The organism is Bradyrhizobium sp. BLXBL-03 (assembly GCF_051853015.1).
In the GTDB taxonomy this organism is placed as follows: domain Bacteria; phylum Pseudomonadota; class Alphaproteobacteria; order Rhizobiales; family Xanthobacteraceae; genus Bradyrhizobium; species Bradyrhizobium manausense.
Genome location: NZ_CP182470.1, coordinates 5,648,449 through 5,662,212, shown reverse-complemented (window position 1 = coordinate 5,662,212; position 13,764 = coordinate 5,648,449). Strand labels below are relative to the sequence as shown.

Below are 13,764 nucleotides of genomic sequence, written 5' to 3'. Positions count from 1 at the left end.
CTTTATCCGCCGCGATCGGGATCGTCGCCAGGTGCCTGTCGTGCTCGGGCAGCAAGATGGCTCTTGAGCTTCGCCAGCGCCTCAGCCGACCAATCATTGACATCAGTGACCGCGACCCAGGCATCGACGTAATGCTCGGGCGCGTAGACATGGCCAAAGCCCATCGGCGTGTGAGTTGCGACCGCCATGTCGAGCGCGAGCTGCAGCATGGTGACGATGGGATACCATCGCAGCTCCGGTGCTACGTCGGGCCCGCGCGGCGCGTTCATCCAGGCAGGCGGCTGATAGGCGTCGCGGTAGGCGAAGAACGTGATCGCGTCGCTGGCATATTGCAGATAGACGACCCGCATCGCTCCCCAGGGCCTATCCGGCGGTACCGTCGGCCCGTTCTGGTTCATGAAGCGCACGAAGCGGCTGTCGCGGAATTCCGGCAGCCAGGCCGGTGTATCAGGATTGCGGTTGTCGGTGATCGAGCGCCAGATGCGGCTCTCGAATGGCGCGCCGCTCCACAGCGCGCCGGCAATGGGATCGCCGATCGTCTCGAACAGCTCTGCTGATTTCTCCGAGTTCATGGCGCCGAGGCTGAGCCCGTGCAGATACAACTTCGGCCGCTGGTCCCTCGGCAGCGTCGTCCAGTAGCCGTAGATTTCGGCGAACAGGGCACGCGCGGCTGCTGCGCCGTATTCGGGCTGAAACAGCAGCGACAGCGGACTGTTGAGATAGGAGTACTGCATGGCGACGCTGGCGACATCGCCATGATGGAGATACTCGACCGTATCCATCGCTGCCGGATCGATCCAGCCTGTGCCGGTCGGCGTGATGACGATCAGGATCTTGCGTTCAAAACCACGCTGGCGCTTGAGTTCGGCGAGCGCAAGCCGCGCGCGTGCCTGCGCCGTGTCGCGGGCCGCGAGGCCGACATAGACGCGCACCGGCTCCTGCGCGGGATGCTCCGTGACAGCGCTGATCTCGGCTGCGGTCGGACCCGAGGCAATGAACCGGCGCCCCATGCGCCCGAGCTCCGTCCACTTCACCAGGGATGCCGGGCTTCCTGTCTTGCCGGCCGAGGTCGGCTGCGCCCGCTCGGGCTCGAAGAGGACGTCGAGTTCGCGGAAGGAGGAATCGAGGGCGTTGAAGGCGGTGCGGATCAGGAGATTGTTCGCGATCGACCAGAACAGCAGGCCTGCGGCGATCACGCCGATGACAGTGGCGACCTTGCGCGGAATGATACGCCGCGCGCCGACAGCGAGAATGTAGGCCAAAAGTGCGAACAACCGCCCCAGCACCAGCAGCACGACGAACGTGATCAGCGCGATGAGGCACACTTTGAGCGGATGCGCGGTTTCGACCGGCGCCATCTTCATCACGCTACGGATCGCGTTCTGCCATGCGGTCGTGCGCCAGAGCGCGACGATGACGACGAGCAGGCAGCCGGCGGCGACAAGCGCGTTCGCGACGGACCTTGCGCGCGCCGAAGGCTCGGGCAGTTCGAGATAATGCCACAGCCGGCGCCACAGCACGCCGGTGAAATAGCCGATCGCAAAGCAGCCGCCGGCCAACGCTCCTTGCGTGAGATAGCTGCGCGGAATCAGCGTCGGCGTCAGCGCCGCTGCGAAGAACAGCGCGCCCAGCATGAGGCCGACGCCGGACAGTGAGAGCAGTTGTCGCCGAACCGTCAGCGCCAGATTCACCAGAGCCCTCCCGGGCGACGCTATCCCGCCTGCGCGAGCCGCGCGTCGATCTCCTCGCGCAGCAGAGCGAAGTCGATCGGCTTGGTCAACAGTCCGCTTGCGCCGCGGGCCAGCGCCCTGCCGCGCGTGTCGGCATCGCCATAGGCCGTAATCATGATGACGGGCACGTCAGGGCGCATCTCCTTCACCTTCGGCAGCATCTCGATCACGGTCACGGCTAGCCTCTGCTCTCGTGAAAATTGCTTTTGCGCGGCAATCGGATTGTGAACTCGGTAAATTCGCCCGGCAAGGTTTCGACGTCGATCGTGCCCCCATGCTGTTTCACGATGATGTCGTGGCTCATGGATAGGCCAAGCCCGGTTCCCTCGCCGGCAGGCTTGGTGGTGAAGAAGGGGGTGAACATCTTCTTGCGGACGTCCACCGGAATGCCGGTGCCGTTGTCGCGAATGCGGATTTCGACATGGCTGTCGTGCCCGCGCGTCTGCGCGATCAGGGCCGGCTCGTAGTCCCCCGTTCCGCTCTCGGCCTTGCGCGTGACGACCGCGTAAAACCCGTTGGAGATCAGGTTCAGCAGCACGCGGGTGATCTCCTGCGGGAACACTTCGATCGTGCCGGCCGAGGGATCGAGGTCGCGCTCGATCGTGACGTTGAACTGCGACTTCTCGGCGCGGGCGCCGTGATAGGCGAGGTTGAGGCTCTCCTCGACCAGCGTGTTGACGTCGGTCGGCCGGTGCTCGCCGCTGCCTTCGCGCGAATGCAGCAGCATGTTCTTGACGATGGAATCGGCACGCTTGCCGTGCTGGACGACCTTTTGGAGATTGTCCTTCAGCAAATGCGTCAGCTCGCCGACGTCCTCCCTGGTTTTGTCGTTGAGTGCGGTGGTCTGCAACAGCTCGTTCAGCTCGTCGATCAGCTCGCTCGACAGCGCCGCGAAATTGTTGACGAAGTTGAGCGGGTTCTTGATCTCGTGGGCGATGCCGGCCGTGAGCTGGCCGAGCGAGGCCAGCTTTTCGGTCTGGACCAGGCGGTCTTGCGTGGCGCGCAAATCTTCGAGCGATTTCGACAGCTCGGCCGTGCGCTGCTGGACCTCGTCGAACAGCCGCGCGTTCTCGATGGCGATCACCGCCTGGTCGGCAAATGTCGAGACGAGTTCGATCTGACTGTCGGAAAACGGCCGGATGACTGACCGGGTCAAGGTCAGGGCGCCGATCGGCGTCCCCTCGCGTAGCAACGGCACCCCGAGAAAGGTGCGGGGATTGCCACTGAGCTGCTGCCCTTCGAAATCATACTCGGGATCGGCGAGGACGTCATGCACGTGAACGATGCGTCCCTCCAGCAGCGTCCTCCCGGTGATGGTACGACGTTCGGGATTGACGGGCGTTGACCTGGCGTATTCGACGAATTCATGCGGGAAGCCGTATGAGCCGGCCCTGTAGAAGACCTCGCCACTTTTCCGGGTGATGGCGGCCATATCGGCTTCGCAGAGACGCGCCGCGGATTCGACAAGCGTATCCAGCACGGCCTGCAGGTCGAACGCCGATCGGCTGATCACCTTGAGCACATCGGCAGTGGCGGTCTGCTGTTGCAGGGATTCCTCCAGGTCGCGCGTCTTGGCTTGCACCTGTTCGAATAACCGGGCGTTCTCGACGGCGATGACCGCCTGGTCCGCAAAGGTTTGCACCAGATCGATCTGGCTTTTGGTAAACGGCCCCGGTTCGGGTCGCGTCAAGACCAGCACGCCTTCGACCTTGTTGTCCCTCAGCATCGGCACACCCAGTGCCGCCCGGATCTTGACCAGCGAGCCGGCCGGCATTTGCATTTCCGCATCATCGAGAACGTCCGGGATGATTTCGACCCTTCCCGAGGCGATGACGCGTGAGGTCGCCGAACCGCGGCCCGACCGCGGCGGATTTGCCGCCCAATATTGCAGGAATTCCGGAGTGGTGCTGGACGCCGCCTTGAGCGGAAACACGTCCCCTTCGCGAAGAAAAATCGAACCACGATTGGCGCCGCTCAATTCGACGGCGGATTTGATCAGCGTTTCGAGAACGGCTTGCAGGTCAAACGCCGATCGGCTGATCACCTTGAGCACGTCGGCGGTGGCGGTCTGCTGCTGGAGTGATTCCCGCAGATCGTCCGTGCTTGTGCGCAGTTCGCGAAGCAGTCGCGTGTTCTCGATGGCGATGACGGCTTGCGCAGCAAACTGCTTGAGCAGCGAAATCTGCTTGTCTGAAAAGCGTCGGTTCTCCTGCCGGAAGATCATGACGTTGCCGACCACGCGATCGTCCTTGACGAGCGGGACGGCCAGCACCGCCCGCGCGCCGCCGAGATCGACCAGAGCGCGACGGTTGGGTTCGCCCGTGCGATAGGCCTCCGAATCCATGAGGTCGACCAGTTCCACGTAGGGCTCGCCTTGCAGCAGGCGCACCGGCGCGGTACCCGGGCCATAATGGAGGGGGCGGCTCCCGCGGTATTCGTCGTAAGCGGGCGGGAGCCCACGGGTGGCGGCAGTTTCAAAGCGCTCACCATCATACGTGTTGAGGACGCCAAAGTCCGCACCGCACAGCTGCATGGCCTTGCCAAGCATGGTGTCGAACACCGGCGCGAGGTCGCCGCCGGAACTGCTGATGATGCGCAGGACTTCCGACGCGGCGGTCTGTTGCTCCAGCGCTTCCCGCGCTTCGTTGGAGAGCCGCGCATTGGCTGCCGTACTCGCCTGCAATTGCTGCTCGAGCTCGGCAATCCTGGCTTTGAGCTCGGCCACCACGTTCTGCACGAGGGCGGTCATCCGGAAATCCATAGGGCCGACTCCAGCGGGGCCCCATTCGCTGAAAGCCGGATTATTCCATTCCCGCACCGGCTCGACCAGCCCTGTCGCAGTGCATATCGAAAGCAGCCCCGTGGAACCCCTCACGTGCCCGGCCGCGACACCTCGGTCTCCTTGCTGGTGATGAACTCCAGCAGCACCGGCACGCCTTCCCTGGTCTTCTGGATACCGCGCTTGATCGCGGGGATGATGTCCTCGGGCCTCGTCACGCGCTCGCCATGGCCGCCGAAGGCGCGCGCCATCGCGGCGTAGTCGCCGGAGATGTCGGTCGAGCGATATTTCTCGGTCGAGATCGGCATCACCTTGAGCTCGATCGCCATCGAGAAATTGTTGAGCAGGATCGACATGATCGGGATGCGCTCGCGCACTGCGGTCTCGAAATCCATGCCCGTGAAACCAATGGCCGCATCGCCCCAGACGTTGATGCAGAGCTTGTCGGGCCTTGCCAGCTTTGCACCCATCGCAAGGCCAAGGCCGTAGCCGAGCTGCGTCGTCTTGCCCCAGCCAAGATAGGAGAGCGGCGTCACAGCCTTCCAGAACGGCGAGAGCTGGTCGCGCGGGCTGCCGGCATCATGGGTGATGATGGTGTTGTCGATGTCGACGGTATGTTGCAGATCCCACAGCACGCGATAGGGATTGAGCGGCGCGTCATTGCTGGTGAGCTTTGGCATCCATTTGGCCAGCCACTCCTTGTGCGAAGCCGCGATCTCGGCCGCGACCGCGGAGGCATCGCGGTCGGCAGCGACGGTCTTGCCGATCTCCTCCAGCAATGCATCGAGCACGAGGCCGGCATCGCCGACGAGGCCGATCCTGGCTTCGACATCCTTGTTGAGATGGTTCGGATCGAGCGTCGAATGGATGATGGTCTTGCCCTTCGGCATCGCGATGCCAAAGCTGGTCTCGGTAAAGGAGCAGCCGATGCCGAAGATGACGTCGGCTTCAGTGAGGAATTTGGGCACCGCGCGCGGCACGGCGAGACCGCCGGAGCCAAGCGAGAGCGGATGAGTCTCGGGGAATGACGATTTGCCCCCCAGGCTGGTGGTGACAGGAATGGCCAGCCGTTCCGCCAATCGCTTCAGTTGCGGCCACGCCTGCGCGTAGTGCACGCCCTGGCCGGCATAGATCACCGGACGCTTGGCATTGAGCAGCAGGCTTGCTGCTTCCTTCACATGCACGGGGTCGGCGCCGTAGCGGGTGCGCAGCACCGGCGTGTAGTTCAGCGGCTCGGGCACCTCCTCATTCCACATGTCGGAGGGGATTTCGACGATGACCGGCCCGCCGCGGCCGTTCTTCAATTTGGTGAAGGCGCGACGAAAGATGTTGGCGACCTCGGCGGCCAGGATGATCGGCTCGGAGGATTTCGCGAAGGGCTTCATCGCCTCGCTGGAATTGAAGTTCGGCTCGATATGCGCAAGCCGGCGCTGATAGCCCATCGGCAGCACCAGCACGGGAACGGATTCGCCGAAGCACTGCGCCACGCCGCCCATTGCATTCTCCGCGCCGGGGCCGTGCTGCATGCAGAATGCGCCGATCATACGCCCCGACGTCACGCGTGAGATGGCATCCGCCATGTGCACGCCGACGCGTTCCTGCCGCACCATCACGGGCCGGATCTCGGCGTTGGCCGCGTGCTCGATCAGATGATTGACGGGATACCCGCAGAGGATCTCGATCCCCTCGCGCCGCATGATTTCCGCAATGGCGGTGCCGAGCTTCATGGCGTCTCTCTCCTCAGGCTGGCCGGTTGCTCCGGCTGTTGGGGAGAGAGGATCAGGAATTTGGGGGAGGGTAAAGCGGAGGCGGGGGACGTTCGCGGTAGGTCAGCCATGCAGTGCGCTGCTGTAGCCCGGATGGAGCGAAAGCGTAATCCGGGACGGCTGCACCCGCCGGACCAGCTCCCCGGATTTCGCTTCGCTTCATCCGGGCTACAAGCTTGGCGATCGGTCCTATTTGCAGTTCTTGCAAATCGTCAGCTTGCGCTTCAACGCCTCGTCTTCCTGATCGACCAACGACTGCGCGTCGAGGCCGTTTGTCGCGCGCGACCTCGCAGGCGGCGTCACCTGGCTCGGTGCGTCGCTGTCGTCAGTACCGGCGCTGAAGCCGTCGTAGTCGGCGGCGGCTGCAGGGCTCGGCAATTGTGGAAGCCCGTTGGTCGGCGGCGTCGACGGCACGCCGGCGGACGTTCTCGGCGAATTCTTCGTCCCCGCATGCGGCACCGACGCATTGGGCGGAGCCAACGAAACCGGCGGCGTGGCCGAGTTCTGTCCTCTCGCGCGATCTTGTGACCAGGCGCCGATCAAGATCAGGCTGAGAGCCAGGAGCAAATTGCGTCTCGTATGCATCTTTCAAATAGCCTTTGTTCAGCGATTGAGGCGCTCATCGAGCCACGCCGGGAAGAATAACAGCCGTGACATGCGCGTCAAACTTGACGGAAATGGGAGCGCTCCGAACGGGATGTCGCTTGTCGCGCTGCAACGTTTGACCCACGTCAAGCCGATGGCTGGCTGTGGCATGGCAAGATGATGGTGGTGACGGGGATGACGCATCCTCATCGAGCAAGGACCCCTAGGAACTTCCATGAGATCGCCGGCGATGCAGGGGCTGACCGCGTCCGAAGCACAGGCCCGGCTGAAGGCCGACGGCTTCAACGAGCTGCCGCGCACGGGCCGGCGGACGATCCTGCGTCTCATCGTCGATGTGCTGCGCGAGCCGATGCTGCTGTTGCTGCTGGCCGGCGGCCTGATCTATTTCGTTCTGGGTGATCTTGCCGAGGCGTTGCTGCTTCTTGCCTTCGCATCGATCTCGATCGTCATCACCATCGTGCAGGAGGCCCGCACCGAGCGTGTGCTCGACTCGCTACGCGATCTGACCAGCCCGCGCGCACTGGTCATCCGGGGCGGCGAGCGCATCCGAATTCCCGGTCGTGAGGTCGTTCGCGGTGACCTGATCGTACTCTCCGAGGGGGATCGCGTGGCTGCCGACGCCACGGTCGTTCAAACCATCGATCTTCTGCTCGATGAATCGCTGCTGACGGGGGAATCGGTTCCAGTCAGAAAACAGGCCTTGCCGTCACCCGAAACATCGATAGCGCCCCACGCCGGCGGCGATGACCAGCCATTCGTGTTCTCCGGCACGCTTGTGGTTCGCGGCAGCGGGGTGGCCGAAGTGACCTCGACCGGCGTCCTGAGCGAGATCGGCAAGATCGGGCAATCGCTGCATTCGCTGGCGACAGAAGCGCCCCGCCTGCAACAACAGACGAGGCGGCTGGTGGCGACATTCGCCGTCGCCAGCGCCTTCGTGATCGGGTTGACCGTTCTCCTGTATGGGCTTTATCGCGGCGGCTGGCTGGAGGGCGTACTGGCCGGCATCGCGCTCGGCATGTCGATGCTCCCGGAGGAATTCCCTGTTGTCCTGACGGTGTTCCTCGCCATGGGCGCCTGGCGCATCTCCCAGGCGCGCGTGTTGACGCGGCGCGCCTCGGCCATTGAATCGCTGGGCGCCGCGACCGTGCTCTGCACCGACAAGACCGGCACGCTGACGGAAAACCGCATGACCGTTGCGCGCCTGGTGCTGCCTGACGGCACGCAACACACGCCTGATACCGCGGTCCGCGCGGCGCCCGCGTTCGATCGGTTGATCGAGACCGGCGTGCTGGCCTGTGTCCGGGAGCCGTTCGATCCGATGGAGAAGGCGTTGCATGCGCTGGCCTCTGACGCCGGCGCGGGCCGGCGGCTCGTGCAGAGCTATGGCTTGCGTCCCGATCTGCTCGCAATGTCGAACGTGTGGTGCGGCGATGACTGCATTGTCGCGGCGAAGGGCGCGCCCGAGACGATCGGCATGCTTTGCGGAATGAGTGCGGAAGAGTTGGCTGAATTGCGCGCGCGCATCGACGCGCTGGCGCGGGAAGGGCTCCGTGTGCTCGGCGTGGCGCGGGCGAGCTGGACGGAGACCGATCTTCCCGAGACGCAACACGGCTTCCCTTTTCGCTTTTGCGGCTTGATCGGCTTTGCCGATCCGTTGCGGTTGCAAGTCAAGGACGCCATCGCCGAATGCCGCTCCGCAGGCATCCACGTGGTCATGATCACAGGCGATTATCCCGCAACCGCGTCGGCAATCGCGATGCGGGCCGGCCTCGATCCCGAACGTGTCGTGACTGGAGCGGATGTCGAAGCCATGGGCGATGCCGAACTCGCCGGCGCGGCGCGGGGACGGGCCGTCTTCGCGCGAATAGCACCGGCCCAGAAGCTGCGCATCGTCAATGCGCTCAAGGACGCCGGCGAGATCGTCGCCATGACGGGCGACGGCGTCAATGATGCCCCCTCGCTGAAGGCTGCCCATATCGGCATCGCCATGGGCGGTCGTGGCACCGACGTGGCGCGCGAGGCGTCCTCGATCGTTCTGCTCGACGACGATTTCGGCTCGATCGTGAAGGCGATCCGGCTCGGCCGCCGGATCTACGACAATCTGCGCAAGGCGATGAGCTTCATTCTCGCGGTCCACGTTCCGATCGCAGGACTTGCGCTGTTGCCGCTGCTCACGGGGATGCCGCTGCTGTTCGGCCCCGTTCACATCGCGTTTCTCGAGATGATCATCGATCCCGTCTGCTCTTTGGTCTTCGAAGCCGAGACCGAGGAGAGCGACGTGATGCGGCGGCCGCCGCGTTCGCCTGACGAGCCGCTCTTGCCAAGGTCGCTGCTGATCTGGTCGGCATTGCAGGGCGGCTTGGCTCTGGCCCTCACCGGCGGCGTGATGGTGACGGCAAACCGCTACGGCATGCCGGCGAGCGAGGTCCGTGCGCTGACGTTCTTTTCGCTGGTGCTGGTAATCGTCAGCCTGATCTTCGTCAACCGCTCGTTCTCGACCTCGCTGGTCGAAGCGTTCACCCGGCCGAACCGCATGCTCGTCATCATCGTCATGTTCGTGACGTCGGTACTCGCCCTGAGCCTGCTGTGGCCGGCCGCGGCCGACCTGTTCCGCTTTGGTCCCCTGCATGCGGATGATCTCGCCGTCACGGCCGCGGTCGCGCTCGTCTGCCTCGTGTTGCTGGAATTATCGAAATATCCATTGCGTCGCCGCGTGCCGACTTCAGGGGCGGGCACGCTTATGCCTTCTCGTCCAGGGCGCGGCGGAGTCGCCGGATGATGACGCCGCGGGCGCGGTCGTCGGCGGCTGCTGCCAGCCTGTCGTTGATGTCGAGCGTGAGCTCCGACATCTCGTTGTGCCAGTCGAGGCGGGTCACGGCCTCGGGCGCGAGCCGCCGGCGGTGATCGACGTCGATCACGCGCGGTTCGGGGGCGGCGAGCTCGTAGATGTCGTCCAGCATCGGCTGGTAGACCTTCGCCGCCGGAATGATGCGTTCGGCGACGCGCTCGGCCAGGCCCGCGATGGCGCTTTCCTCGCCGTGGACCAGGAACAACCCGCGGGAAATGGGGCGGCGTGCCGCGATCCAGCCAGCCATGCCGGCGCCGTCGGCATGACCCGAATATTCATCGATCATGCGGATCCGTGCCGCGACCCGGATTTCCTCGCCCTGGATACGGACGGCCTTGGCACCGTTCTGCAGGAAGCGGCCGAGCGTGCCGCTGGCCTGGAAGCCGGCGAGCAGCACGGTCGCGCGTTCGTTCCAGAGCCACCGCTTCAGATGATGGCGGATACGTCCGGCATCGCACATGCCGCTTGCCGCGATGATGATGTGAAATCCGCTGAGCCGCATGATCGCCTTGCTCTCGTCGGCGGTCTCGGTGAATTTGAGATGCGGCGAGTTGAGCAGGCGGTCGGCGTCGACGCTCGGGTCGAGGCTCGCGGCGTGCCGGCGGAAGACTTCGGTGGCCCGGATCGCCAGCGGAGAATCGAGGAAGATCGGCGCGGTCGGAATCTCGCCGTGCTCCATCAGGTCGACGAGGTCGACGATCAGTTCCTGGGTGCGTTCGACCGCGAAGGCGGGGATCAGCAGTGCGCCTCCACCCGCCGCCGCCTCGCGCACCTCGGCGGCGAGATGCTGCCGGCGGAGCGCAGGTGTCGTGGCAGCTCGCACGCGGTCGCCATAGGTGGATTCCGAGATGACATAGTCGAGGTCAACAGGCGCTTCGGGATCGGGCTGCAGCAGCTTGGCCTCCGGCCCGACATCACCGGAGAGCAGCACGCGAAGCGGGCGTGGCGAGCCCTGCTCGGCGATTTCGAGCTCGATCGAGGCGGAGCCGAGCAAATGGCCGGCGTTCCAGTAGCGTGCGCGGACCCCCGGGATCACACTGGTCCAGTGTTCATAATCGACCGCGCGGAACGATTGCAGCGATGCGACCGCATCGGCCTGTGTGTAGATCGGCTCGACTTCCCTGCGGCCGCGAGCCTTGTTGCGCCGGTTCAGCTGCGCGACTTCGGACTCCTGGATGTTGCCGGCGTCCGGCAGCATATAGGAGCAGAGGTCGATCGTGCCGCGCGTCGCCAGGATCTGCCCCGCAAAGCCTTCGCGCACGAGCTTCGGCAGCAGGCCGCTGTGGTCGATATGGGCGTGCGTGAGCAGGACTGTCCGGATATCGGCGGGACGAAACGGGAAGACGCCGTAATTGAGCTCCTTGAGCGTCTTCTGTCCCTGGAACAGGCCGCAATCGACCAGAAAGCCGCCCGCGGCGGTCTGGAACAGATAGCTGGAGCCGGTGACGGTGCGGGCAGCCCCGCAGAAGCGAATAGTGATGCTCATCTCGTCGTCTCCCGCGAACGTGTCGTGCCGAGTTCGGGCCGCAGGGCGGCGGCGAGAACCTGGTCGAGCGCGATCGCATTGGTCGGATGCGGCACGCTGTCGGTCGAACGGATCGACCGGATCCCGGCGGCGGTGAATGCGGTGGCCATCGCGGCCGGAAACAGCGCGTGCGTCACGACCGCATCGACAGCCGTTGTGGCCATCGCGCGCAGCGCACGCGCTGCGACCATCAATGTCGTTCCCGAGGAAACGATGTCGTCGACCATCAGCGCCGGTCGTCCTGCGAGCAGCGTCGGATCGGCAAAATCGATCTCGACGGAGCGATCGCCATGCCGCCTCTTGCGGGCCACCGTGTGCTGCAGCCGCAGCCGGCTCGCCAGATCGCTCACCCAGGGCTCGGACTCGGCGTCGGGACCGATCACGACCGTCGCCGGATCGATGCCATCGGCGGCGAGGGCATCCGCGATCGCCGGCATCGCGGACAGGTTCTCCGCCTCGATGTCCGGAAATACGGACCGGATCTCGGACGTGCGATGCAAGTGAGCGTCCACGGTGACGACGCGGTCGACCAGCGTTGCGAGCAGGCGGCCCACGGCGCGCTGGCTGATGGCCTCGCCCGGATGAAACGCGATGTCCTGCCGCATGTAGCAGAGGTAGGGCGCGACCAGCACCAGCCGCCTGGCGCCATCGCGCCGCAGCGCCTCCGCGGCGAACAGCAGGGCGATGAGCTTGTCATTGGGCTGATCGAGCGGGGCAAAAAGGATGGTGGTGTCTGCTGCCGGCGCGACCGTGACGCGTAGCTCGCCGTCCGGAAAGCGGTGCAGGGCGATTTCGTCGCAGCCAAGCCCAGACCCGGAGTCAAGCCGCGCCGCAAGCCGTTTTGCCGCGCCGGTGCCGGAGGGCAGCGTTTGAAGCGCGATCGCGCTCACGACGGCGTCCTGCTCTGGAGAGCCTCATGACCGTTGAGGATGTAACCGGTCTCCTGCCGGGCGGCCGAGGCGGCCAGATCATGCTCGGGTCCGTCGAAGGTGTAGACGCGATAGAGCGGCTCGCCCTGTTCGACACGGTCGCCGATCTTCTTGAACAGGCGGATGCCGGCCCCCTTGTCGAGCGGCGCACCCGCGGTGCGGGCGAGACGGTTCAGGCGCAGGCAATCGATCGCGGACACCACGCCGTCATGTGCCGCCTTGACGTCGAAGCTGATGGGTCCAAGCTCGGCGCTGCATTTCGAGGGGCCCTGGGCGTCGATGATCTTCTGCATCTGCTTCAGCGCGGCGCCGCTCTCCAGCAGTTCGCGCGCACGTGCATAGCCGGCGCCGCCACGCAGCTTCGGATCGTATTCCAGCAGATGGGCGGCGAGACGCAGCGATTTCTCGCGCAGATCGTGCGGCGCATCCGCCTCGTTGCCGAGCACCGCCACCACGTCATTGGCTTCGAGCACCGGGCCGATGCCGTTGCCGATCGGCTGGTGGCCGTCGGTGGTGATCACCTCAACCGAGCGGCCGAACCGGTCGCCGACGAATTCGAACAGCTTTCGCAGCCGCATTGCATCGATGGCGCTGGTGACTTTCGCGGTTGGCCCGACCGGAATGTCGATCAGCAGATGCGTCGATCCCGCCGCGATCTTCTTGGACATGATGGAGGCGACCATCTGTTCGCGGGTGTCGAGGCTGAGCGGCCGCTCGACCGAGATCAGCACATCGTCGGCCGGCGACAGGTTCACGTGCCCGCCCCAGATCAGGCATCCGTTGCAGGAGGAGACGATCGACTTCATCTCCTCGACGCCGACATTCACCCGCGCCAGCACTTCCATGGTGTCGGCCGTTCCGGCCGGCGAGGTGATGGCGCGCGAGGAGGTCTTCGGAATCGGCAGGCCGTGGGCCGCGACGATCGGCACCACCACCATCGAGGTGCGGTTGCCGGGAATGCCGCCGATGCAATGCTTGTCGACCACGATCGGGTCGGGCCATACCAGCTGCGTGCCAACCTGGGCCATGGCGCCGGTGAGGGCCAGCAGTTCGTCACTCGTGATGAAGCTTGCCGAGCCGATCAGAAAGGCGGCGATCTCCATGTCCGAATAGCGGAAGTGGGCGAGGTCGTTGATGATCGCGCTGATCTCCGCCTGATCCAGCGTTCGACCGCGGATCTTGGCGCGCACCGCCTCGAGGCTCTCCGGCGGCGCGGCCGGCGCCACCGTGACCAAGGTGCCGACGGGCTTGCCGAAGCGGTGGAACGCAGGCTCGGAAAGGCCGATTTCGTCCTGGGCTGCCAACGCGTCATCATCGGTGATCAGCAGCGTCGCGAGCAGCGTCTTGTCGTCCAGCCGAAGCTCGACGCGGCTGAAGCCGCGAAAGATATCGGCACGCAGCGCCTTTGACCGCCTGGAAATGACGACGACGTTTTCGCGGCCCGTATCGAGATGGACACGGCGTATCTTGAGCGGGAAGGGTGACAGATCAGGATTCATGGACGGACCGCAAAGCTGGGTCCGTCATGCTTAGCTGCCGCTGTCTCGGCGGGCTTGACTCAGATCATGGTCCGCGAGATCG

Annotated in this window: 8 protein-coding genes and 1 pseudogene; 1 reads left to right on the top strand and 8 read right to left on the bottom strand. The window is 64.9% G+C overall.

The window, feature by feature from the left end; translation table 11 throughout:
• Nucleotides 1-2 precede the first annotated feature (2 nt).
• The 5 genes and pseudogenes from ACNJX9_RS27235 to ACNJX9_RS27215 form a co-directional block, all read right to left on the bottom strand.
• A complete protein-coding gene (locus ACNJX9_RS27235; protein WP_439410139.1) occupies nt 3-1,634 on the bottom strand; it encodes an alpha/beta hydrolase in 1,632 nt (543 codons plus the stop codon).
• Between the two features lie 77 nt (nt 1,635-1,711).
• A pseudogene (locus ACNJX9_RS27230) lies at nt 1,712-1,897 on the bottom strand (response regulator); the annotation flags it as partial.
• A gap of 11 nt (nt 1,898-1,908) precedes the next feature.
• Entirely contained in the window at nt 1,909-4,479 is a 2,571-nt protein-coding gene (locus tag ACNJX9_RS27225) for a GAF domain-containing sensor histidine kinase (protein ID WP_439405095.1), read from the bottom strand.
• Between the two features lie 122 nt (nt 4,480-4,601).
• Nucleotides 4,602-6,296: a thiamine pyrophosphate-requiring protein gene (locus ACNJX9_RS27220; protein WP_439410138.1), complete on the bottom strand. Its 1,695-nt coding sequence runs from the start codon at nt 6,294-6,296 to the stop codon at nt 4,602-4,604.
• A gap of 168 nt (nt 6,297-6,464) precedes the next feature.
• A complete protein-coding gene (locus ACNJX9_RS27215) occupies nt 6,465-6,842 on the bottom strand; it encodes a hypothetical protein (protein ID WP_439405093.1) in 378 nt (125 codons plus the stop codon).
• 253 nt (nt 6,843-7,095) lie between these two features.
• On the opposite strand from ACNJX9_RS27215, the gene ACNJX9_RS27210 reads away from it, so the two are divergent.
• A complete protein-coding gene (locus ACNJX9_RS27210; protein ID WP_439405091.1) occupies nt 7,096-9,660 on the top strand; it encodes a cation-translocating P-type ATPase in 2,565 nt (854 codons plus the stop codon).
• Here ACNJX9_RS27210 and ACNJX9_RS27205 read toward each other — a convergent pair.
• The 3 genes from ACNJX9_RS27205 to ACNJX9_RS27195 are packed head-to-tail and all read right to left on the bottom strand — an operon-like array spanning nt 9,620 to nt 13,682.
• Nucleotides 9,620-11,215, bottom strand: coding sequence for an MBL fold metallo-hydrolase RNA specificity domain-containing protein (locus tag ACNJX9_RS27205; RefSeq protein ID WP_439405090.1), 1,596 nt, complete (start codon nt 11,213-11,215; stop codon nt 9,620-9,622). The two genes, ACNJX9_RS27210 and ACNJX9_RS27205, sit on opposite strands and share 41 nt — an antisense overlap.
• The gene (locus tag ACNJX9_RS27200) at nt 11,212-12,144 is read right to left on the bottom strand and encodes a ribose-phosphate diphosphokinase (protein WP_439405089.1); all 933 of its coding nucleotides are present in this window, start codon (nt 12,142-12,144) and stop codon (nt 11,212-11,214) included. The genes ACNJX9_RS27205 and ACNJX9_RS27200 overlap by 4 nt, the downstream gene beginning before the upstream one ends.
• Nucleotides 12,141-13,682: a thymidine phosphorylase family protein gene (locus ACNJX9_RS27195; RefSeq protein WP_439405087.1), complete on the bottom strand. Its 1,542-nt coding sequence runs from the start codon at nt 13,680-13,682 to the stop codon at nt 12,141-12,143. The genes ACNJX9_RS27200 and ACNJX9_RS27195 overlap by 4 nt, the downstream gene beginning before the upstream one ends.
• Nucleotides 13,683-13,764 lie beyond the last annotated feature (82 nt).

Excerpts from the sequence above, each read along its gene's own strand:
- ACNJX9_RS27235 (WP_439410139.1), bottom strand. The coding sequence starts at position 1,634 with ATGCTGGGCGCGCTGTTCTTCGCAGCGGCGCTGACGCCGACGCTGATT.
- ACNJX9_RS27225 (WP_439405095.1), bottom strand. The coding sequence starts at position 4,479 with ATGACCGCCCTCGTGCAGAACGTGGTGGCCGAGCTCAAAGCCAGGATT.
- ACNJX9_RS27210 (WP_439405091.1), top strand. The coding sequence starts at position 7,096 with ATGAGATCGCCGGCGATGCAGGGGCTGACCGCGTCCGAAGCACAGGCC.
- ACNJX9_RS27205 (WP_439405090.1), bottom strand. The coding sequence starts at position 11,215 with ATGAGCATCACTATTCGCTTCTGCGGGGCTGCCCGCACCGTCACCGGC.
- ACNJX9_RS27195 (WP_439405087.1), bottom strand. The coding sequence starts at position 13,682 with ATGAATCCTGATCTGTCACCCTTCCCGCTCAAGATACGCCGTGTCCAT.